This is a genomic window from Corallococcus sp. NCSPR001, assembly GCF_017309135.1.
GTDB lineage: Bacteria > Myxococcota > Myxococcia > Myxococcales > Myxococcaceae > Corallococcus.
Genome location: NZ_JAFIMS010000002.1, coordinates 9,324,183 through 9,343,940, shown reverse-complemented (window position 1 = coordinate 9,343,940; position 19,758 = coordinate 9,324,183). Strand labels below are relative to the sequence as shown.

The following is a 19,758-nucleotide window of genomic DNA, read 5'->3' as shown; positions in this document are numbered from 1 at the left end:
CTGCTGGCGGACGCCGTGGGCGTCTTCGGTGAGACGGTGGGCGGCCTGGACGCGGTGCTGGAGGAGGTGGAGGACCGCATCGCGGACCTGGCCCTGCTGCCCCGCGAGGCGCGCGTGGAGTACGCCGCGGAGCTCAAGGCCCGCGTGGAGGCGGCGCGTGAGCAGGTGAAGCGCGCGTACGACCCGCTGCTGGACGTGCGCAGCTTCGACAAGCCCGCCGTGGCCCGGCTGGTGGCGCGCGCGCAGGAGCGCATGGGCGAGGAGCCGGAAGAAGATTCCGACGAGGAGGCTCCGCCGCTGGAGGACGGGCTGTGGAGCGTGGCGCGCGACCTGGACGAGCGCCTGGAGGAGACCGTCACGGAGCTGGCGCGCCGCGTGGGCATCGGCGTGGACACCGACGAACAGGTGGAGGCCTTCCAGGTGGCCTTCCAGTTCGGCCACGCGCTCAACGTCGAGGGCCTGCCCGGCATCGACGTGATGCAGGACCGCACCGTGCTGGGCACGTTCTGGCGCGACACCGCCGTGGAGGCGGAGGAGCTGGAGTACTTCGCCACCGGCCACCCGCTGGTGGAGGCGCTGTTCGGCTTCCTCAAGGACGGCCCCTACGGCCGCAGCGGCTTCCGCCACATCGAGAAGCGCTCCGTGAAGAAGCCCGCGCGCGGCCTGGAGCTGCTCTTCCACGTCCAGCTGCCGGAGCCCCAGGACACGACCCCCGGCGCCCGCGTGCCCAGCCGTCAGCTGGCCCGCTTCCTCACGCGCACCCTGCTGCCCGTCGCGGTGGTGGACGGCCCCCAGGGGCCCGTGGCCGACACTTCCGTACTGGCCGCACTGGAATCCGACGGCAAGGCCCTGAAGGGGGATGAGGTCCACCAGGCCTTCCCCGGCTTCGGCGCCTTCGTGGACGCCGCGCTGCCCGTGGCCCAGGCCGCCGCCGAGGCGGAGCTCGGCCGGTCCGCGAAGAAGGCCCGGGCCGCCATTGAGGCCGAGCGCGACGCGGCCGCCGCCCGCCTGCGCCTCTCCCTCTCCCACCAGGGCCTGTCCCCGGAGGCGGTGGAGGCCCAGGTTGACGCGGAGCGCCATCACTACGAGCGCCTGCTCCAGGCGCTCGCGGGGGCGAAGGTGGTGCTGGACGCCGCCTGCGGCTTCACCCTCGATCGTTAGGTAAACAGTTGTGTCACAATGGAATCGCTCCTGGCGGCGTTCCGGCCATTTGACCGATTCCCCAATCATCGAGAATCTAGGAGGAAGGCAGCCTCCCCCGATATGGCCTTCCCCCAATCCCAGCGTCGGAAGCACGAGTCCGGTCAGGCCGCCGTGGAAGCGGCGCTGTGCATGCCGCTCGTGGTGTTCATGGTGCTGGGCACGCTGCAGCTCTTCATGCTGCTGCAGGGCCGCATCCTGGCGCAGGTGGCGGTGTATCGCGCGGTGCGCGCGGGCAGCTTGAACCACGGCAGCTGCGAGGCGATGACGCACGCGGCGATCGTCACGATGCTGCCCACGGTGGAGCACACCACCACGGGCGCGCAGCTGGCCGACGCCTTCGAGAAGCGCCGGCGCAACTTCCTGCGCGTGCGCGGCACGGAGGGGGCGCTCTTCACCGAAGGGCCCATGGTGGAAATCGTCCGCGAGTCCCCGGGCGTGGGGTGGGTGCGCGGCCACGGCGAGGAGGACCTGCTCTTCGACGTGCCCACGGACGACCCGGCGCTGATGCGACAGCGCACGCTCGAGATCCGCATGGTGGCCTGGTACTACATGCGCATCCCGTTCGCGGACTGGGTGATGAGCCGCATGTTCCTGGCCCAGTTCCACCTGAAGAACTACACGGACGCGAACCCCCTCAACCCGGCGCAGAAGAAGTCGGACTGGTGGGCGGACACCGACGTGGAGCTGGGGCCGGATGACTGGCCCGGCGGCGACCTGGGGGACCGGATGGTGCGCTGGAACGCGCAGGGCCACTACCTGTTCCCCATCCAGGTGCACGCGGCCATGAAGATGATGACGCCGGTGAAGGCGGCGAACTTCCAGGGAGGTGCCGGATGCAGCCTGCACGGCTTCTGAGGCACGGACGCGGCCAGGCGCTGGTGCTGTTCTCGCTCACGCTGCTGCTGCTGACGTTGATGGTGCTGGGGACGCTGGGCTTCGGCATGCGCGCCAAGGAGCGCGTCGAAATCCAGATGGCCGCGGACGCGGCGGCCTACAGCCAGGCGGTGTCCACGGCGCGCACGTTCAACGCCATCGCGGTGCTCAACCGCGCCCAGATTGCCCACATGGTGGCCATGGCGGGCACGCAGTCGATGATCAGCTACGGCAGCCAGCACTACGCCGCGCGGCAGCTGTCCCCGTGCGCCATCGCGGACCCGGTCTGGTCCGGCCTGGACCAGGCGGCGGCCGAGCAGGTGAAGCAGCTGCAGAACCGCGCCGGTGACATGTTCCGCTCGGAGCTGGCCATGTACAGCGTGCTGGTGGGCACGCACCTGGCGGGGCAGGGCCTCTCGAGTCACATCGTCCAGGAGATCAACCGCGAGCTGGCGGCCCCGGCCGCGGGCGACGGCAAGTCGCTGGCGGAGGTGTCCGGCGGCGCGTCCTCCGGCATGACCTTCAAAACGTTCGAGGAGCTGCAGCGCACGGGGGGCGTGCCGGACAGCTCCGGCGCGGTGGCGCTGGCCGGGATGCAGAGCACGGTCAACCTGAATGCCACCATGGGCAGCATGGGCTGGACGTGGGTGCACAACCGGGGGACTGGCAGCGCGGGCTTCGGTTCGGGCGCCGCCGCGCACAACCCCGGCTTCAAGCACTACGGCAGCGCGTCCTCGATGGACTCGTCCACCTACCAGACCATCTCCGGCCGCAACTCGTGGGCGCACGACCACGGGCGCGCGGTGGTGGTCACCTGCCCGGACGGCACCGTCGTGCCCGGCGGCGCTTCGGACGCGTGGGTGATGTCCGACGAGGAGCAGTCCAAGCAGGACCAGCACGTCTACGGCGCGGGCCAGCCGCCCCCGGGACAGGGCTCGGAGAACAGCAAGCCAGTGGACGAGCGCCACACGCTGGGGGCCTGCAACGTGTGCCCCGGCATCTGGCCCAACGCGGTGGGCTTCAACGCGGGGCTCTTGAACGGTCCCCGCCCGGACGAGAACGACTTCGGCCAGCCCAAGCTGTACGCCATGATCCACCGCGACTACGCCAGCCCGGCGCGCCGGGCGAAGCCGGACCCGTGGAACCTGGTGTTCACCTTCAAGTTCGCTGGCAAGGAGACGGAGTTCGACAACGCCGCGCCGCTCGGGCGCATCCAGCCCACCGGCCTGGAGGACGTGCAGCGCAACCAGGTGGCCCTGGCCGCGGGGCTCGCCTACTACCACCGGCCCCGTCCGGCGGCGGCGGGCGGGGGCTGGGAAGAGCCCCCCAACTTCCTCAACCCCTTCTGGCGCGCCACGCTGGTGAGCACGGAGGGCGCCCGTGACGACAAGCCCGCGCGCAACCTGCAGCAGGCGGGCTTCACCGAGCACGCGGACGCGCTGCGCCGGCTGGACGCCGCGGGCTACCGGGGCGGCAGCAAGACGGGCGGGAAGTACTGATGCCCGCGCGCGCTTCCAGGTCGCGCCGCGGACAGGCGCTCGTCGAGACGGCGCTGGGGTCGCTGGTGTTCGTCACCGTGCTGATGTTCGGCATCTACTTCGCGGAGGTGAGCGCGCTGACGCTCAAGGTGCAGGAGGCCGCCAACTTCGCGCTGTGGGAGGCCACCGGGCACGTGATGCACGACCCGCGCAACGGCGTCTTCCAGCGCTCCCACGCCGAAGCGCTGGCGTCCGCGGAGGCCGCCGGGCGCTACGAGGACTTCGACGGGCGCGCGGGCCGCGCCAGCGGCGCCATGACCTTCCAACTGGCCCTGGCGCGCGCCACCCGCATCCAGGTGGACTGCGAGCCGACGCGGCCCGCGGGCAGCGAACTCGGCATCCTGGGCACCCGTCCGCAGGACGCGGACCTGGGCTCCACGGCGCTGCGGCAGGCCATGGACGTGCAGTCGGACGGCATCTCCTGCACCGCCTCCACGCGGCTGCGCGCGGAGCGCCTGGGCACGTTCATGGAGCCGGAGTTCTTCAAGGTGTCGCACCGGCGCGCCACCGACCAGTTCGTGGTGTGCGCGGCGGGGCGCGCGTCCAACGGCCGCTGCACCCGGCGCTTCTTCATGCTGCTGGATGACTGGGGCCTGTCCACCGTGGCGGGGGGCCAGGAGTGTCCGCTCCAGATAGACAGCGGCGGCGCCTGCGGGAACCTGGACTATTACAACTGGGCCCAGAGCGTGTACCAGAAGAACGGCGGCGGCGGGAACGCGGGCAGCGCGCTGATGGCGGGCGTGGGCGCGGAGGGCGGCGTGAATGAGGACCAGTTCTTCATGAGCTTCCGTGGCCAGGAGAGCCACTACGAGCAGAACATCGGCGGCTCGCACGCGGGCAACCAGTCGGTCTGGGAGACGACGCCCTTCGTGGCGCCCAACATCAGCCACAGGTACGACGTCCACCGCGAGGGCAAGTGGCTGGGCGGCGTGCCGCATTGAGCCGGGCCGGGCGCGTGGCGGGGGCGGGGCTCTGCCTGCTGCTGGGGCTGTCCGCGCGGGCCCATGCGTCCCCCGACGCGGGCGTGCCGGACGCGGGCGCACCCGCCGAGCCGCGCTTCGCGTGGCCCCGGCTCCAGGTCATCGCGCACGTGGAGTCCAGCGACATCGTGGAGGCGGGTGGCATCCCGGTGGCGCTGCGCGCGGTGCACGTGAAGGAGAACATCCGCGACCTGGTGCAGCGCTTCGCGGACGCGTTCCGCGACGGCGGCCTCTACGTGCCGCCCGGCAAGGAGCAGGCGCAGTACGCGAACAACGCGGCCATGCTCACCGCGTTGGATCCGAAGCGGCGCATCACCTACACCGTGGTGATGATGCCGCACGCGGACGGCACCACTACGCTGTACCTGGGGGAGGCGAACCACGCGCTGGCGCGTCCGCAGACCGCGGCCGGGGACTTCGCGCCGCTGCCGCCCCAGGCGAACGGCGTGCTGCGCGTCAACGCGGAGGGCTCGCGCACGCTCACCTTCCAGGTCCCGCTCACGGGGCCGCAGGTGGAGGCCTTCTACGAGGACGCCCTGGCGAAGGCCGGGTGGAAGCGCGGCGACGAGCCCGGCGCGTACTCGCGGCCCGGCGCGGAGCTGCGGCTGACGCACCAGCCCTCGAAGGACGGCCAGCGCGGCGTGGTGCTCATCTATCAACAGCGTGCGCGCTGACTGCGTCAGGCGCGCGGGCAACAGCGTGCGCGTTGATCAGGCGCGCAGCTTCTCGCGCAGCGCCTTGGCGCGGCCCTGCATGTCGGGATCCAGGCTGGTGATCTCAATGGACTTCAGCCGCTGATCCAGGCTCTTGGGCAGCTTCTTCTGGAGCGTGCCCGCCTCCTGGAGCGACTCCAGCTTCGCCAGCGCCTTGTCCACGATGCGCTCGCGCGGGTGGTCCAGGAGGCTGTCGAGGAAGTACGCGTCCTCGGGCATGTCCGGATACTTCTCCAGGTAGTCCACCACGCCCTTCACCCAGTCCGCGCGCGTCTCCGACTCCTGCACCTTGCGCAGGGCGTCCTTCTGGGCCTTGCGCTTGCCTTCAGGGTCGAACGTCTTCGCGAGCCCTTCCGGCAGCTCGCCGCCGGTGAAGAGGGCATCCGCGGCCGTCTTGTATTTCTGGTAGCTGGCGCTGCGCTCCAGCTTCTGCTGCGCCGGGTCGTCCTGGCGCGAGTGGTACTTGCTCTTGCCGCGCTGCGCGTCCAGCTCGCGGTAGGACTTGTTGCGCTTGCCGGTGAAGCCACCACCGTCGTTGTCGTCTCGGGCCATCTTCATCTCCCCTTGCGGGCGCGCCACAGCGCCGCCAGTCCCCGCCGGACGAGGGTGCGCACCTGCGCCAGCTCCTCGGGGGCGAGGGGGTGCTCCTCGTCCTGCTCCGCCTCGAACAGCGCTTCCGTCACGTATTCCTGGAGGGCATCCGGCGCGGGCGGCGCATCCGGTTCCCTGTCCAGGGCCCTGGCATCCACGGCCGAGAGCCCCGGCGGCCAGCCCAGCTCCAGCATGGCGTGCAGTTCGAAGAGCAGGTGGCGGGCGACCCCATAACCTTCGTCCGTGAGGCCAGCGGCGTCAAGCGCACCCAGCAGGGTGTCCTGCCGGTTCTCGTAGGCATGCATCAGCCGCGTGCGCGCCTTGTCGTCGTCCTCCAGGTAACGCCAGGCGGCCTCCACGAATTCGCCCGTGGGCTCGTCCGGATGGAAGGGCGCGGGCGCCTGCAGCCGCTCCTTCTTCGGGCGCGGCGGGCGGGGGCCGTCCTCCAGCCGCACCGCCTTTCCCTCCAGCAACACGTCCCAGAGGCCCAGCAGGTTCTGGTACAGGCGGCGCGCCAGCTCCGCGTCCGGGAAGCGGGGCTCCCCGTCGAAGAGGGTGGGAATCACCTGGCTGGCATCGGCGCCTTCCGCGCGCGCCTCGCGCATGCGCTCGAGCACGTCGGCGGTGTCGCAGGGACTGCCAGACAGCTCCAGCAGTCCGTCGAGCGTCTGTGCACCCTCGAACTGGCGGACGAAGTCGGGGGCTCGGTTCTTGGAGCGGCTCATCGTGGAGTGGACGGTAGGCACAAGGCGGGCATCCGCGCACGGGGCAATCACGCCGGAGCGTGCGCGGCTTCCGTTTCGGGCGCGGCGCCCCTACTGTGCGGCAGTCATGGCCGTGGAAACCTCGTCCGACCCCTTGAAGTCCGCGATGCAGGAGCTCTACCGCGCGCGCGCGGTGGAAGGCCCGCTGGGGGAGAACGGCCTGCGCACCGTCTGGCACCTGTCTCCCCAGGGCGCGGAGTTGATGTCGCTGGTGGACGAGGACGGCCGGGTGCGCCGTCAGGAGCTGACGCTCCTGGATGAACACTGCATCTGGGCCAGCGGCCAGGGCGTGCGCACCGGCCGGGTGGAGGCGGGCGAGGCGCGGCCCGTGTCCACGGAGGTGCGCGCGGACCCGGAGTTGGTGCCGCATCGGCTGGTGCGCGCCGCGCAGGCGCTCGCCACCTACGAAGGCCAGGACCGTTACATCCTGCACATGCAGCGCGTGCTGGCGCTCGCCCGCGAGGGGCTGGAGATGTCCAGCGTCACGCCGTCGGAGCACCTGGTGACGCAGCCGGGCCGCGACCCCGGCTCGCGGGACACCGTCGCCACCCGGGCCGTGACCTTCACGCCGGTGGCGCCGCCTCCGCGCGAGGCCGCTCCCGCCGCCGTCACTTCATCGCCCGCGCCGCAGGCGGCCCCGGAGCCGGAGCCCGTGCTGGTGCGGCACGGTCAGCCGCTGCCCAACGAGGTCCTGCCCCCGGTGGTGCGCAAGTCGGAGGGGCTGGTGATGGTGGCCGTCTTCGGCTTCTTCGTCGTGGTGGGGCTGATCATCCTGTTCGTGCTGTCTCGGGGAGGCTGAGCCGCAGGGGCGAGCGCTCGCCCATCAGGTGTGTCACGTCCGCGTCGGTGGGAACGGGGCCGGACGTCCTGCGGCCGGTGGTGACGCGCTCCGGGCCCAGCGTGGTGTGCAGCGGGTGCGCGTCCAAGAGCAGCAGGACGGCCACCGCGGCGGTGAGCACCAGGCCGCCCACCCAATCCAGCGCGCGGGTCCGCCGGGCCTCCGCCGCGCGGTACGTCATCAGCCAGGCGAAGCCCAGCACCAGCAGGCAGGAGAAGCAGCCCCAGCGCACCGAGCGCAGCCGCGCCGCCTGCGCCATGCCCTCCGCCATCAGGTCCGGGCGCAGCTCGCCAGGGGCCCGCGACAGCTTGGACAGCAGCGTGAAGAGCTGGTGCGCCTCCAGCGTGCCCACCACCGCCATGCCCGCCAGCGCCGCGGACACCAGGCTGCCCAGCAGCAGGCTGCGGCGCGTGTGGTCCTGCGCCGTGCGCGCGGTGTTGTATCGCGCCATGCCCAGCGCCACCGACAGCGCGCCCAGCAGCACCGCGCTCGTCCAGGCCCCCAGCAGCCGGGGGGCCATCGCCTTGCCCAGCCCCGCCGTCAACGCGATGCCCGCGTCCGTGGCCGTGGCGGACACCATCGGCAGCGCCGCCTGCATCCGCTCCAGCGACACCTCCGTGCCCAAGAGGCCCAGCGTCCACGGCACCGTCGCCATGCCCACCATCACCGCCAGCGGCACCGTGCGGCCCAGCAGCGTGGAGCCCGTCGCCAGCATGAGCAGCGGCACCTCCACCACCAGCGTCAGCACCAGCAGCGCCGCGAAGGGCCCCGCGGAGCTCACCACGCTCACCACTCCGGCGGGACTGCCCAGGAGCACCGGCAGCGTGCCCCCCAGCACGCACACCATGGTGGGGACGGCCAACGCCACGACGAACGGTCCGGGCGCGACGTGAGGTCTGACTGGAACAAGCATTTCCAGTGAAGATAGGGGGTCCGTGATTCCTTGTAATTCAGACGGGGGGACGGCCCACGAGCCAGTACACGACAGAGCAGACGGCGCCGGCCACGGGGGCCAGCACGATGCTCCAAAGCAGAGTCTGTCCGCAGTCCGCGCCCTCGCAGCCGATGCGCCCGTAGGCGAGCACGCCGCCCGCGAGCATGGGCACGTGCATGCCCGCGATGAACAGGCCCAGGCCGCGCAGCACGAGCCCCCGGTACCAGGGCCGCGTCCACAGCCGGAAGACGAACGGGACGAGCCCCAGCGTGCCGGTGAACGCGGCGGCCAGCGCGAAGTGCCGGGCGGCCACCGCGACGCACGCGCCCGCGGCCAGCAGCAGGGCGGGCACCAGCAGGAGCGCGTTGAGCGACAGGGGCTCTCGTTCGCGGGGCGGCGTCGGAGGCATGGGCCAGGGCGGAAGGCTCGCAGGGCGTGCCCGGTCGCGCAAGGCCGGCAATGGCTTGGAATGAATGGGCACGGGACCCATGAACACCCCTTCGCGAGCGAAGGCCATGGCCCTGCGGGGCGGCGTTCAGGCGGCGACGGCGCCTTCGCCCAACAGGCGCGCGTAGCGGCCCCGCCGCGCGAGCAACTGTTCGTGCGTGCCGGCCTCCACCACCTGTCCGCCCTCCACCACCGCGATGAGGTCCGCGTCGCGCACGGTGCTGAGCCGGTGCGCGATGACCAGCACCGTGCGGTCCTTCATCAGCGCCTGGAGCCCCGCGCCCACCGCCGCCTCGCTGGTGGCGTCCAGGGCGCTCGTGGGCTCATCCAACAGCAGCAGGGACGGGCGGCGAAGGAAGGCGCGCGCCAGGGCCAGCCGCTGGCGTTGTCCTCCGGACAGGCGGCTGCCCCGCTCGCCCACGGGCTCATCCAGGCCGCCGGGCAGCGCCCGCACGAAGTCCTCCGCGTGCGCCAGCCGCAGCGCTTCCCACAGCGCGTCGTCCGTCGCGTCCGGCTGGCCCAGGCGCAGGTTGTGGCGCACGGTGCCTGAGAAGAGCACCGGCTCCTGCGGCACCCACGCCAGCTGCGCGCGCACGCTGGACGCCTTGAGGGACGACAGCGGCACGCCGTCCCACTTCACCTCGCCGCCGCTCGGCGGCAGGAAGCCCAGCAGCACGGAGAACAGCGTCGTCTTGCCCGCGCCAGACGGGCCCACCAGCGCCACGCGCGCGCCCGCGGGAATCGTCAGGTCCACGCCCTTGAGGGCCTCGCGCCCGTCCGAATAGGTGGCGCGCACGCCGGACAGCTCCAGGGCGCGCGACAGGGGCGGGGCCTCCGCGCCCATGTCCGGCGGCACCGGCGAGTCCGCGAGCACGAACAGGCGCTCCGCCGCCGCCAGCCCCGTGAGCACCTGGGACAGCGTGCCGCTCAGCGACTTCACCGGCTGGTAGAGCAGGAGCGCCGCCGCCATGAAGGACAAGAGGCGCCCGGCCAGCGTCGGGTCCATGGACACCACGCGGGCGCCCCACGCCACCGCCACCGCCACGCCGACGATGCCCAGCAGCTCCACCGTGGGGCTGAAGGCGCCGCGGATGAAGAGCGAGCGGCGCATCTCCGTGAGGTACGCCTCGGCCTCCGCGTCGAAGGACTCCAGCGCGCGGGGCACCGTGCCGTAGGCCTGCACCACGGGGAGGTTCTGCAACTGTTCAGCAGTGATGGCGCTGAGCGCGCCCAGGTTCGCCTGCGAGCGGGTGGCCACCTTCTTGAGCGACCGCGCGAAGCGGCTCACCGGCACCACCGTCACGGGCACGACGACGAACGTGAAGAGAAAAAGTTTCGCGTCGATGAGGAAGCAGGTCGCCAGCAGTGCGCAAATCTGCAGCCCATCCCTCACGTACGATGACAACGCCTGGGTGACGGAGAACTCCACCAGGGGTACGTCCGAGGTGAACCGGGAGACAAGTTCTCCCGAGTGGCGCTGCTCGAAGAACGCCGGTGGCTGGGCGAGCAGCCGGCCGTAGAGAAAGCCCCTCAGGTCGGCCATCACCCGCTGGCCCAGGCGCTGCATCAGTCCACCCTGGAGGAACTGGGCCGTGGCCTTCACCAGCGCCACCGCGACAACCAGGAGGGGCAGCCGGGACAGCAGGGCCTCTGGCGCCAGGGTCATCCCCGCGACGGTGACGGGGGCGCCGGTGAGCACGGCGCGCAGCAGGGGCCCGACGATCCAGGCATACGCGGCGGTCGCGGCCGCGGCGGTGAGCGAGGCCAGCGTGCCCGCGAGCAGCAGCCGGCGGTAGGGGCTCAGGTAGCCCAGGAGCCGGCGATAGACGTGCGCGGAGGGACGGGGTGCCACGGAGGGGGCGCACTCTGTCACCGAGGCGACGGTGCCGTCCAAGCCAAAGGGACGTGGGAAGCGCGCGTGCATGGCCGCCCGCTCCACGGCCGGCCAGGGAGCGCTCGCGCCCGCCTGCGTTGCCGCATCCCACACACGCGGACAGCTTGAGAGGCGCCATGGAAACCAACTCCGAGAAAGAAGTCCTGTTCAATCCCGGCTGCGAGTCGGTCGTGGATGACGAAGAGCGCCGCCGTCTGCTCTGGCTGATGGCCGAGTACTTCCGCACCATCGGTTACTCGGACATCAAGGCCCGGCTCCCTGGCTTCATGCCGCCGCCGGTGCTCTCCGGCACCATCGAGGACCACCGGCCGGACTTCACCTGCCGCCAGTCCGACTCCGCCCGCACGCCCATCATCCTGGAGATCGTCACCCCGGGCATGGTGGATGATCCGACCGCGGAGAACCGCTGGAGCCTGCTGGCGAGCGCCGCGAAGCTCTACAACGCGGAGCTGCACTTCGTGGTCCCCAAGTGGTCCATGAACGGCCCCGTGGACCCGGCCCTCAAGCGCCGCCTTGCTCGCATGGAGCTGACGGTCAACCGCGTCTGGACCGTGTAGCGCAGGACCCCTGCTTCAAGAAGGGTTGGACCCGGGCCTGGATTGCTGGCGTGTTTCGCTGCGTTATAGTGACTCCGATTCTCTACGCAGCTTGAAAACGCCAGCAAATTCCAGGGGTTCGATTCAATGGCAGGGGCCGCAGGGCAGAAGCGCGACTACTACGAGGTCCTCGGCGTCCAGAAGAACGTTACGGCGCAGGACCTGAAAAGCGCGTTCCGGAAGGTCGCGTTGCAGTACCACCCGGACCGCAACCCCGGGAACCACGAGGCCGAGGAGAAGTTCAAGGAAGCCTCGGAGGCCTACGAGGTCCTGAGCGATCCGGACCGGCGCACGAAGTACGACCGCTTCGGACACGCGGGCAACCCCTTCGGGGACGCGGGCGGCGGCTTCCAGGGCGTCAACATCAACGACATCTTCGGGGAGATCTTCGGCGACATCTTCGGGGGTGGCGGCGGGCGAGGCCGGCAGCGTCAGAGCCGGGGCGCGGACCTGCGCTACAACCTGGAGATCAGCTTCGAGGAGGCGGCGTTCGGCTGCCGTCCGAAGGTGACCATCCCCCGTCCGAAGAAGTGCGAGACCTGCTCCGGCTCCGGCAGCAAGAGCGGCGCGGCGCCCCGGCAGTGCGCGGCGTGCGGCGGCAGCGGGGAATTGCGCTACTCGCAGGGCTTCTTCGCGGTGTCGCGTCCGTGCGGTGACTGCGGCGGTTCGGGCGCGACCATCCCGGATCCGTGCGCGAAGTGCCGGGGCTCCGGGAAGACGCCGTCGGAAGAGGTCATCGAGGTCGCCATCCCGGGCGGCGTGGACAACGGCACGCGCGTGCGGCTGGCGGGCATGGGTGAGCCGGGAGACCGGGGCGCGCCCGCGGGCGACCTGTACGTGACGGTCATCGTGCGGGAGCACCCGCTCTTCCAGCGCGAGGAGTACGAGGTCTTCTGCGAAGTGCCGGTGTCCTTCACGCAGGCGGCGCTGGGCGCGAAGATCGACGTGCCCACGCTGGACGGCAAGGTGAAGATGACCATCCCGGCGGGCACGCAGTCCGGCAAGGTGTTCCGCCTGCGCGGCAAGGGCATCCCGCACCTGCACAGCCAGCAGCGGGGCGATCAGCACGTGCGCGTCATCATCGAAACGCCCACGGAGCTGTCCTCCAAGCAGCGCGAGCTGCTGGAGCGCTTCGCGGAGGTGTCCGGCGAGGAGACCCATCCCCAGTCGAAGTCCTTCTTCGACAAGGTGAAGGAACTCTTCGGCTGATTTACCTGGGGCTCTTTCCTTCGCAGGGAGAAGGAAAGAGCCACTCCGGGTGACGGGTCAGCTCAACCAGAACCAATCCCCGTTGCTTCGGAGCGCTCCCTCCAGAAAAGCCGAGAAGGTTGGGGCGATCTCCGGGCAGTACTCTGGATCGGGAAACATCTCGCGGTACCCGTCCCGAAGTGGGTAGCGCCCCATCCGTGGCGCGCTGACATCCAGGATGATGCAGTTGCCGTCCTTGACCGCGCAGATGGACCACCAGTCCGAGGGTCCTCTGTCGTCGGTGTCCTTCCCGCGGATCGCGACGCGCGCACGGACGATTTGCGCGAGCGGATGGAATCGGAACGGGGGATCGATCCGGTCGAAGAGATCCGCTCCGTCGCAGTGCAGGTAGAACGCACGCAGGTCCGGATCCAACCTCCAGCCCACCCGCTGCTCGAAGGCTTCGATCTGCTCGGCCGTGGCGGGCGGATTCGGAAAATGCCGCTGGGAGATCTCCAGCAGCATCGCGCGCATCGGATCCGGGTCATTCGCCATAGGGATAGTCGACTCCCACGCCATTCCATGGCGGTGCTCCGGCATAGCACTGGCCATAGGAGTCCGTGACGTACTGGTGGAGGTCCTGGGGCAGCGGAATCACGTTGTCCCAATCGACAGGGTCGCCACCATGACCCAGGTCGAAGATGTGGTGCCCTTGCCAGGGTGTGCCGCCCGGGTCGCTCGGCCAGGCCCCCATGCGCTTCGCCCACTCACGACGGAACGTGTCGCGGATGTTGTTCCAGCGACTGCGGCTCGCTCGCGTCGCGGCTGGCGCAACGGGGGTGTAGTTGCAGCAGCAGTGCGTCACGCCGTATCGGCTGCCCGCATGGACGACAGGGCCTTCGAAGTCCATCTTGATGTCCGCCAACCAGATGCACCCCATGACCACGTTGCCCGTCGCCGCGCATCTGCTCTCGCAGGAGCGCATGAACGCGGGTCTGCATTGCCACGGGCCGTAGTGGATGACCGTGCGGAAATGACCTCCTCCGGGGACAGCAACCAGGGGTCCCACCCACTTCCGGCCGGGACCCACCAATGCGGGGGTGACCGAGCCGCAAGCCGTGGAGGCGAGCATCAGGACCAGAGCGGTGAGGCTGCTCCATCGCTGTAACTGGGGGGCATGGGGTTCCACGGCCACGATGTTAGATGGTCGCCCGCCGACCGTGCGTCCCGGGCCGCGCTTCAGGCGTGGCTCCGGGGCCGCACGAAGCGGGGGGAAGGCAGGGGCTCCCCTCGGTGACGCACGCGGGCATGCGCGGTGCATTGAAGCGGACGTTCCAGGGGAATCTTCCCCCCGCTCAAGTGTCGACGGAGCCTCACCCGCGCTGCTATGCACTTCGCCATGGAAGTCCTCTCCGCATCGCGCCGCGCGCTCGTCGCCGCGCTGGCCCTGACGTTGACCGCCTGCCCCAAGACGCCTTCCCGCACCGACAGCCGGGACGACACCTCCGGGGGAGACTCCACCCAGCCCAACCGCCCGCGCGTGGAGGTGAAGCAGGACGCCACCGCCAACGCCGCGCTCGCGCAGGCCCGCACGCAGGCGCAGGCGAACCCGGACAAGAAGCAGGCTGCGGAGGCCTACCTGTCCGTGCGCAAGGCGTACCCCGCCACCACCGCCGGCCAGGACGCGCTCTACAACGCGGGCGTCCTCTACTTCGAAGCGAAGGACTACGCGAACGCGCGCAAGACCTTCAACGAGCTGCTCTTCGAGAACCCCCTCCACGCCCAGGCCGAGGACGCCAAGCACAAGCTGGCCGTCTCCGCCATGGAGGTGGGCGCCTACCGCGACGCGTACCAGACGCTCACCAGCCTGGCCGAGCGCGCCGAGGGTGCCGAGAAGGAGCAACTGCTGAAGGAGGCCGCGCGCGCGGCGGAGGGCGCGGGCCTGTACTCGCAGGCGCTGTCCTCCGCGGTGAAGGAAGCCGGAGACGCGCAGACCGCGGAGGAGAAGGCCGCCGCGGTGAAGAAGGTGGAGCAACTGGTGGAAGGCCGCGCCAGCTTCCTCGACATCGCCCGCGTGCAGGAGGGGCTGTCCCCGTCCAACCCCGCGTGGCCGGTGCTCCAGTTCAAGCTGGCGCGCATCTACTACCACCTGCGCGACTGGACCCGCCTGGAGGAGACGCTCCAGACGTACCTGCGCGAAGCGCCCAACAGCACCTTCGCGCCGCAGGCGAAGGAGTTGCTCGCGCGCGCCACCCGCCGCGTGGAGGTGCGTCCTCGCACCATCGCGGTGCTGCTGCCCATGTCGGGCCGCTACCAGCCCATCGGCGAGGCGGTGCTGCGCGGCGTGAAGCTGGGCCTGCAGGGCAGCGACATCGAGCTGGTGGTGAAGGACACGCAGGGCGACGTCAACAAGACGGGCACGGCGATGGAGCAGCTCGCGTTCGACGACGGCGCCATCGCGGCCATGGGCCCGCTGCTGGTGGACGACACCAAGCGCGCGGCGCTGCTCGCGGAAGAGCTCCAGGTGCCGCTGCTGACGATGAGCCGTCAGGAGGGCATCACGGACATTGGCCCGTACGTCTTCCGCAACATGCTGACGAACTCCGCGCAGGCGAGCGCCATCGCGGACTACGCGATGAACGTGAAGGGCTACAAGCGCTTCGCGGTGCTCTACCCGAACATCCCTTACGGGGTGGAGCTGGCGAACGAGTTCTGGGACGACGTGGTGTCGCGCGGCGGCGCGGTGCGCGGCGCGGAGTCGTACTCCTACGACCAGACCACGTTCACCGGCGAGGCCAAGCGCCTGGTGGGCCGCTACTACCTGGAGGACCGCGGCGACTACGCGGAGGCCGTGCGCGACGTGCAGGGTGAGAAGATCACGGACGCGTACCGCCGCCGCAAGGCGATGGAGAAGGCGCGCAGCGGCGTGGAGCCCATCATCGACTTCGAGGGCCTCTTCATCCCGGACGACTGGCGCCGGGTAAGCCTGGTGACGCCCGCGCTCGCGGTGGAGGACATCGTCACCAACGCGTGCGACCCGCGCGACCTGGAGCGCATCCGCAAGACGACGGGCAAGAAGGACCTGAAGACCGTCACGCTCTTCGGCACCAACCAGTGGTCCAGCCCCAAGGGCCGCTCGGGCCTGCCGGAGCTCTTGGAGCGCGGCGGCAAGTTCGTCACCTGCTCGGTGTACGTGGACGGCTTCTTCGTGGACTCGCAGCGGCCGGCCACGCAGAAGTTCGTGAAGAGCTACCGCGACGCGTACAAGGAGACGGGCCGCGACCCGGGCCTGCTGGAGGCCATCGGTTACGACTCCGCGCGCATGGTGCGGCAGGTGCTGGACAAGCAGCGCCCCAACACGCGCGCGGCCATGCGTGAGTCGCTGGCGGGGCTGAAGGACTTCGACGGCGCCACCGGCCGCACCTCGTTCAACGACAAGCGTGAAGCGGACAAGCAGCTGTTCCTCTTGTCCGTGGACAACAAGGGCGTGAACGAGATCAACGTGGACAAGGAGAAGGCCGCCGTCCGCGGCTCGGGTTCATGAGCTTGCGCACCGGGGGCTTCGTCCTCGCGGGCGTGCTGTCGCTCACGGGCTGCGCGCACACGTCCGGGGGCCTGTCGCCGGACACGCGGGGCCGGTTGGAGTCCACGCCCGGAGGCTTCCTCTCCGGCGCGGTGGAGGGCTTCGACGGGGAGCCCACCGTGCTCAACCGCAAGGACTTCATCTACGCGTTGGACTTCGCGCCGAAAGGCCAACGCGTGGCGTACACGCGCCTGGGCGACAAGGCGTACCACGTCTCCATCTGGGACCTGGCGCCCGCCGCGGCGAAGCCCGGTGAAGCCAGCGCGCCGGTGATGCGCGCGGATCCCTCCGTCAACGCGCAGCAGTACGACCTGGAGGGCGTGGCCTTCTCGCCGGACGGCGCGCGCGTGGCCACGGTGAGCCGCAGCGGCGCGGTGCAGCTCTTCGACGCGGCGACGGGCTCGCAGGTGGGGGCGCTCGCCACGGAGGAGCCGCTGGTGTCGGTGGCCTTCCATCCGGATGGCCGGTGGCTGGCGGTGGGCAGCGCTCAGGGGCTGGTGTCCCTGCTGTCCGTGCCGGAGCTCTCGTTCGGCGCGGAGGCGCGGCTGCACGCGGGGCCGGTGAGCGCGCTGGCGTTCGCGGCGGACGGGACGCTGTACTCGGGTGGTTGGGACGGGCACGTGCGCGCGTCGGACACGCCGGAGCAGACGCTGAAGCCGGACGTGGCGCGCACGCACTTCGAGCGGCGCGGCGGGTTCGCGGCGGTGCAGGGCCGCGTGGACAGCGGGCCGCCGGTGGTGCTGGCGCTGGACTCACGCACGCCGGTGGTGGTGCTCACCACGGCGGCGGCCACGGCGTCCGGCATCGACGTGGCGTTCCTGAAGGACACCGTCACCGTGCCGGGCGCGCTGGGCAACACCGTGGCGCGGCTGTCGCGCGGGCGCACGCTGCGCTTCAAGCAGTTGACGCTGCCGGGCGTGGACGTGGCGGTGTGTGACGCGTGCGTGCCGCAGGGCAGCCAGGGCGTGCTGGGCGCGCCCTTCGCCGAGCGCGTGGACACGGTCTTCGACGAGACGACGGCGGAAGCGGTGCTGACGCTCAAGGGCGGCGTCCCGGAAGGGGCGGCCACGGCGACGGCGCGCGCGCTCACGCCGAAGCGGGACTTCACCTTCCCGGCGCACGTCAACGATGTCACCGTGGACGCGCGCGGCCAGCGGCTGGGCGTGGCCTTCAGCCAGGAGAAGGCGGAGCGCAACCGCACGGTGTACGAGCGCGAGCGCAAGGGCCTCCAGGAGCCCCAGGGCCCGTGGAACGCGGGCGCGCTGGTGGACGCGGCCTCCGGGCAGGTGCTGCGCAAGTGGGAGCTGCACCACGGCGTGGTGTCCACCGCGGCCATCGCGCCGGATGGGCGCTCGCTGGCGTCGGGTGGATGGGACCGGCGCGTGTATCTCTTCGCGGAAGGCGCGCCAGAGGCGAAGGGCGAGCTGGAGTTCGGCTGGTCCGTGCGGCGCGTGCGCTTCTCCCCGGAGGGGCACCAGCTGGGCGTGGCCGCGTGGACGCCGCAGAAGGCCACCGGCAGCCAGGAGAGCGACCCGGCGGCGGTGGTGGTGGACGTGCGCTATGCGTCCCCCACCGTGGAGCCGCGAGCGGCTCAGTAGTTGAGGAACACGGCGCTGCGCGGAACACCGCGCTGACCCAGCTGGGCCATCACGTCCTGCACCATGTCCTGGGGGCCGCACACGAAGGCGATGGCGTGCTCCAGCGGCTCCTCGCCCAGGTGGGACTGCACGTAGCCGGTGAGGCCCTGCCAGCCGCTGGCGCCGGGGCGGCTCACGGTGCACAGCACGCGCACGCCGTCCTCCATCCACTGCCGCAACTCCTGCTGGTACGCGAAGCCGCCCGCCGTGCGCGCGCCGAAGTACAGCGTCACCCGGCCGTACGCGCCGCGCTCCTGGCGCACGGCCGCGATGACGGGGCGGATGGCGGAGATGCCGGAGCCGCTGGCGAACAGCAGCAGGTCGCGGCCACGCGCCTTCTCCATGGGGAAGCCGGGGCCCGCCGGACGCGTCACCTCCACGTGCGCGCCCAGGGGCAGGTGGATGAGCGCGGAGGGCAGCGAGCCTTCATCCTTCAGCAGGAACTCCCACCGCGTGCCGTTGGGGGCGGGCGGCGAGGCGATGGCGAACATGCCCGGCTGCCCACCGGGAAGGCGCAGCTGAACGTACTGTCCCGGGTGGGCGTGAGAGCCCACGAGCGGCGTGCCGCCGATGTCGAGCACCCAATCCGTGAGGCCATCCGCCGAGGGGGTGCGGGCGGTGACGGTGGCGATGTGCCAGTCGCTCATGGGGACTTTCTAACCCGTCCTCCTGGCGCGTGCCTGCCCTGCTAGAGTCGTGCCCGTGAAGACTGTGTTCTGGTTGTTCATGTTCCTCGTCGGTCTGGCCGGCGTGGTGATTCCGATCACGTACCTCTACACGGCCAGCAAGCTGCCGCGGCTGGAGAGCGAGTTCGACGTCGAGAGCCAGCTGCGCCATCGCATCGAAGGCGACCGGATGAGCGTCCTGGTGGGCCGGATGGACCAGGGCGGCAGGGAGCGGGCGGCGGTGACGTTCACGCGGCCGGACTTCTCGCGGATGCCCAAGGACCTGGTGGCGCTCTACATCCGCCAGATGGAGTGCCCCACCTACTTCCAGACGCCGCGCGAGGATGGCCGCGCGTGGGCGTGGCGCCTGTTCGCCGGTGTGACGCTGGGCACGGCGCCCCCGGGGGACGGGGCCTGCGAGCGGCGGCTGGCCATGCGCATCGCGCGGGAGATGGGCATCGAGGGGGACCTGCAGTTGTCCGTGGCCGCGCACCGGCTGCACGCGTTCTTCCAGAAGGACCAGCTCGTCGCGTACGACCTGTCCATCATCCGCTTCGAGCGCGGCGTCGTCGGCGTGGAGGACGCGGCCCGCAAGCTGTTCCAGCGCGAGCTGGGAGAGCTCCAGCTGTCGGAGCTGGCGGAGCTGCAACTGGCGCTGCCGCCGTACGGGTATTACGGCGACATCAAGGCGTGCAAGAACGCGAGCCTCATCCGGCAGAACCGCGACCTGCTGCTGCAGGACCTGGCGGGCTACGCGCTGGTGAGCGAGGAGCGCGCGCGCAACGCCATCGCGCAGCCGGTGGCGTGCACGTCGGTGAAGTAGCGGGCGGTCAGCGCCGCACCTCCGAGGGCACCTGCGGAAGCCAGCCCACCTCCAGCGCGCCCCACAGGCCCAGCAGGATGGCCTCCGCGGCGTCGTGGCGCAGCGAGGTGGGGCGGGGCGCGTGGGACCAGTCGATGACCCGCCGCGCGAGCGTGTCCGCGGCGTCCTTGGCCAGTGAGCCGCTGCGCTGCTCCCGCGCGTAGAGCAGCCGGTGGCGCCAGTCCTCCGCGGCCACGCGAAGCACGGGCAGGGCGCGGCGCAGGGCCTCGCGCTCCCAGACGTCCGCGATGGGGCCACCGCCCTCCAGCACGAGCCACGCGAGCGGGGAGGCGTCCTGGAGCACGGCGGGCACCGCGCGCTTGAGCCGCGCGTGCGTGCCGAGGTTCTGCGAGCGGTACCACTGCAGCCGCCCGTCCGCGCCGAAGCGCGCGAGCCCGCAGCGCAGGCCCAGGTCCACCGCGAGCAGCGCAGGACCTGGGGGCTCGGCCATG

General features: G+C 71.1%; 19 protein-coding genes and 1 pseudogene. 11 read left to right on the top strand and 9 right to left on the bottom strand.

Translation table 11 applies throughout. The features are described 5' to 3' along the window. From JYJ93_RS39670 to JYJ93_RS39650, 5 genes and pseudogenes are all read left to right on the top strand, one after another. A pseudogene (locus tag JYJ93_RS39670) lies at nt 1-1,161 on the top strand (helicase); the annotation flags it as partial. Nucleotides 1,162-1,263: 102 nt separating this feature from the next. Continuing rightward, on the top strand, nt 1,264-2,058 hold the full coding sequence (locus JYJ93_RS39665) for a TadE family protein (protein ID WP_206800035.1): 795 nt from the start codon (nt 1,264-1,266) through the stop codon (nt 2,056-2,058). Next, nucleotides 2,037-3,575, top strand: coding sequence for a pilus assembly protein (locus JYJ93_RS39660; protein WP_206800033.1), 1,539 nt, complete (start codon nt 2,037-2,039; stop codon nt 3,573-3,575). The genes JYJ93_RS39665 and JYJ93_RS39660 overlap by 22 nt, the downstream gene beginning before the upstream one ends. Then, nucleotides 3,575-4,555 (top strand): hypothetical protein, encoded by a 981-nt coding sequence (locus JYJ93_RS39655; protein ID WP_206800031.1) that lies wholly within the window; start codon nt 3,575-3,577, stop codon nt 4,553-4,555. The genes JYJ93_RS39660 and JYJ93_RS39655 overlap by 1 nt, the downstream gene beginning before the upstream one ends. Further along, the gene (locus JYJ93_RS39650; protein WP_206800029.1) at nt 4,552-5,268 is read left to right on the top strand and encodes a hypothetical protein; all 717 of its coding nucleotides are present in this window, start codon (nt 4,552-4,554) and stop codon (nt 5,266-5,268) included. The genes JYJ93_RS39655 and JYJ93_RS39650 overlap by 4 nt, the downstream gene beginning before the upstream one ends. A 36-nt stretch (nt 5,269-5,304) precedes the next feature. Here the strand turns inward: JYJ93_RS39650 and JYJ93_RS39645 are convergent, their stop codons facing one another. Beyond that, nucleotides 5,305-5,859, bottom strand: coding sequence for a hypothetical protein (locus tag JYJ93_RS39645; RefSeq protein WP_014393476.1), 555 nt, complete (start codon nt 5,857-5,859; stop codon nt 5,305-5,307). A gap of 2 nt (nt 5,860-5,861) precedes the next feature. Then, nucleotides 5,862-6,623, bottom strand: coding sequence for a hypothetical protein (locus JYJ93_RS39640; RefSeq protein WP_206800713.1), 762 nt, complete (start codon nt 6,621-6,623; stop codon nt 5,862-5,864). Nucleotides 6,624-6,729: 106 nt separating this feature from the next. Between JYJ93_RS39640 and JYJ93_RS39635 the strand changes: the two genes are divergently transcribed. Beyond that, the gene (locus tag JYJ93_RS39635; RefSeq protein ID WP_206800028.1) at nt 6,730-7,461 is read left to right on the top strand and encodes a hypothetical protein; all 732 of its coding nucleotides are present in this window, start codon (nt 6,730-6,732) and stop codon (nt 7,459-7,461) included. Here the strand turns inward: JYJ93_RS39635 and JYJ93_RS39630 are convergent. The 3 genes from JYJ93_RS39630 to JYJ93_RS39620 form a co-directional block, all read right to left on the bottom strand. Continuing rightward, nucleotides 7,430-8,368: a hypothetical protein gene (locus JYJ93_RS39630; protein ID WP_206800026.1), complete on the bottom strand. Its 939-nt coding sequence runs from the start codon at nt 8,366-8,368 to the stop codon at nt 7,430-7,432. The two genes, JYJ93_RS39635 and JYJ93_RS39630, sit on opposite strands and share 32 nt — an antisense overlap. 82 nt (nt 8,369-8,450) lie before the next feature. Beyond that, on the bottom strand, nt 8,451-8,843 hold the full coding sequence (locus JYJ93_RS39625; RefSeq protein ID WP_206800024.1) for a hypothetical protein: 393 nt from the start codon (nt 8,841-8,843) through the stop codon (nt 8,451-8,453). 126 nt (nt 8,844-8,969) lie between these two features. Next, a complete protein-coding gene (locus tag JYJ93_RS39620) occupies nt 8,970-10,733 on the bottom strand; it encodes an ABC transporter ATP-binding protein (protein ID WP_206800022.1) in 1,764 nt (587 codons plus the stop codon). Between the two features lie 158 nt (nt 10,734-10,891). Between JYJ93_RS39620 and JYJ93_RS39615 the strand changes: the two genes are divergently transcribed. Then, nucleotides 10,892-11,332 (top strand): hypothetical protein, encoded by a 441-nt coding sequence (locus JYJ93_RS39615; protein ID WP_014393482.1) that lies wholly within the window; start codon nt 10,892-10,894, stop codon nt 11,330-11,332. A 126-nt stretch (nt 11,333-11,458) separates the two neighbouring features. Continuing rightward, on the top strand, nt 11,459-12,580 hold the full coding sequence (dnaJ, locus tag JYJ93_RS39610; protein ID WP_014393483.1) for a molecular chaperone DnaJ: 1,122 nt from the start codon (nt 11,459-11,461) through the stop codon (nt 12,578-12,580). Nucleotides 12,581-12,637: 57 nt separating this feature from the next. Here the strand turns inward: dnaJ and JYJ93_RS39605 are convergent, their stop codons facing one another. Both JYJ93_RS39605 and JYJ93_RS39600 read right to left on the bottom strand, forming a co-directional pair. After that, complete coding sequence (locus JYJ93_RS39605; protein ID WP_242544114.1) at nt 12,638-13,114, bottom strand: SMI1/KNR4 family protein; 477 nt, start codon at nt 13,112-13,114, stop codon at nt 12,638-12,640. Beyond that, nucleotides 13,104-13,544 carry a hypothetical protein gene (locus JYJ93_RS39600; RefSeq protein ID WP_242544113.1) on the bottom strand — a complete coding sequence of 147 codons (441 nt, stop codon included), beginning with the start codon at nt 13,542-13,544 and terminating at the stop codon, nt 13,104-13,106. The genes JYJ93_RS39605 and JYJ93_RS39600 overlap by 11 nt, the downstream gene beginning before the upstream one ends. 414 nt (nt 13,545-13,958) lie before the next feature. Between JYJ93_RS39600 and JYJ93_RS39595 the strand changes: the two genes are divergently transcribed. Further along, the gene (locus tag JYJ93_RS39595) at nt 13,959-16,103 is read left to right on the top strand and encodes a penicillin-binding protein activator (protein WP_242544112.1); all 2,145 of its coding nucleotides are present in this window, start codon (nt 13,959-13,961) and stop codon (nt 16,101-16,103) included. Continuing rightward, entirely contained in the window at nt 16,100-17,740 is a 1,641-nt protein-coding gene (locus JYJ93_RS39590) for an aspartyl protease family protein (protein WP_206800019.1), read from the top strand. The genes JYJ93_RS39595 and JYJ93_RS39590 overlap by 4 nt, the downstream gene beginning before the upstream one ends. Here the strand turns inward: JYJ93_RS39590 and JYJ93_RS39585 are convergent. Then, nucleotides 17,734-18,426 (bottom strand): NAD-binding oxidoreductase, encoded by a 693-nt coding sequence (locus JYJ93_RS39585; RefSeq protein WP_206800018.1) that lies wholly within the window; start codon nt 18,424-18,426, stop codon nt 17,734-17,736. The two genes, JYJ93_RS39590 and JYJ93_RS39585, sit on opposite strands and share 7 nt — an antisense overlap. Nucleotides 18,427-18,481: 55 nt before the next feature. Between JYJ93_RS39585 and JYJ93_RS39580 the strand changes: the two genes are divergently transcribed. Beyond that, nucleotides 18,482-19,267 (top strand): transglycosylase domain-containing protein, encoded by a 786-nt coding sequence (locus JYJ93_RS39580; protein ID WP_206800017.1) that lies wholly within the window; start codon nt 18,482-18,484, stop codon nt 19,265-19,267. A gap of 7 nt (nt 19,268-19,274) precedes the next feature. Here JYJ93_RS39580 and JYJ93_RS39575 read toward each other — a convergent pair whose 3' ends face one another. Continuing rightward, nucleotides 19,275-19,757, bottom strand: coding sequence for a hypothetical protein (locus JYJ93_RS39575; protein WP_206800016.1), 483 nt, complete (start codon nt 19,755-19,757; stop codon nt 19,275-19,277). Between the last annotated feature and the right edge of the window lies 1 nt (nt 19,758).

What these genes read in the sequence shown, in the direction of transcription:
- JYJ93_RS39655 (WP_206800031.1), top strand. Translation starts at nt 3,575, where the DNA reads ATGCCCGCGCGCGCTTCCAGGTCGCGCCGCGGACAGGCGCTCGTCGAG.
- JYJ93_RS39585 (WP_206800018.1), bottom strand. Translation starts at nt 18,426, where the DNA reads ATGAGCGACTGGCACATCGCCACCGTCACCGCCCGCACCCCCTCGGCG.
- JYJ93_RS39590 (WP_206800019.1), top strand. Translation starts at nt 16,100, where the DNA reads ATGAGCTTGCGCACCGGGGGCTTCGTCCTCGCGGGCGTGCTGTCGCTC.
- JYJ93_RS39645 (WP_014393476.1), bottom strand. Translation starts at nt 5,859, where the DNA reads ATGGCCCGAGACGACAACGACGGTGGTGGCTTCACCGGCAAGCGCAAC.
- JYJ93_RS39595 (WP_242544112.1), top strand. Translation starts at nt 13,959, where the DNA reads ATGGAAGTCCTCTCCGCATCGCGCCGCGCGCTCGTCGCCGCGCTGGCC.
- JYJ93_RS39635 (WP_206800028.1), top strand. Translation starts at nt 6,730, where the DNA reads ATGGCCGTGGAAACCTCGTCCGACCCCTTGAAGTCCGCGATGCAGGAG.
- JYJ93_RS39615 (WP_014393482.1), top strand. Translation starts at nt 10,892, where the DNA reads ATGGAAACCAACTCCGAGAAAGAAGTCCTGTTCAATCCCGGCTGCGAG.
- JYJ93_RS39640 (WP_206800713.1), bottom strand. Translation starts at nt 6,623, where the DNA reads ATGAGCCGCTCCAAGAACCGAGCCCCCGACTTCGTCCGCCAGTTCGAG.
- JYJ93_RS39575 (WP_206800016.1), bottom strand. Translation starts at nt 19,757, where the DNA reads ATGGCCGAGCCCCCAGGTCCTGCGCTGCTCGCGGTGGACCTGGGCCTG.
- JYJ93_RS39625 (WP_206800024.1), bottom strand. Translation starts at nt 8,843, where the DNA reads ATGCCTCCGACGCCGCCCCGCGAACGAGAGCCCCTGTCGCTCAACGCG.
- JYJ93_RS39600 (WP_242544113.1), bottom strand. Translation starts at nt 13,544, where the DNA reads ATGCGCTCCTGCGAGAGCAGATGCGCGGCGACGGGCAACGTGGTCATG.
- JYJ93_RS39660 (WP_206800033.1), top strand. Translation starts at nt 2,037, where the DNA reads ATGCAGCCTGCACGGCTTCTGAGGCACGGACGCGGCCAGGCGCTGGTG.
- JYJ93_RS39605 (WP_242544114.1), bottom strand. Translation starts at nt 13,114, where the DNA reads ATGGCGAATGACCCGGATCCGATGCGCGCGATGCTGCTGGAGATCTCC.
- JYJ93_RS39665 (WP_206800035.1), top strand. Translation starts at nt 1,264, where the DNA reads ATGGCCTTCCCCCAATCCCAGCGTCGGAAGCACGAGTCCGGTCAGGCC.
- dnaJ (WP_014393483.1), top strand. Translation starts at nt 11,459, where the DNA reads ATGGCAGGGGCCGCAGGGCAGAAGCGCGACTACTACGAGGTCCTCGGC.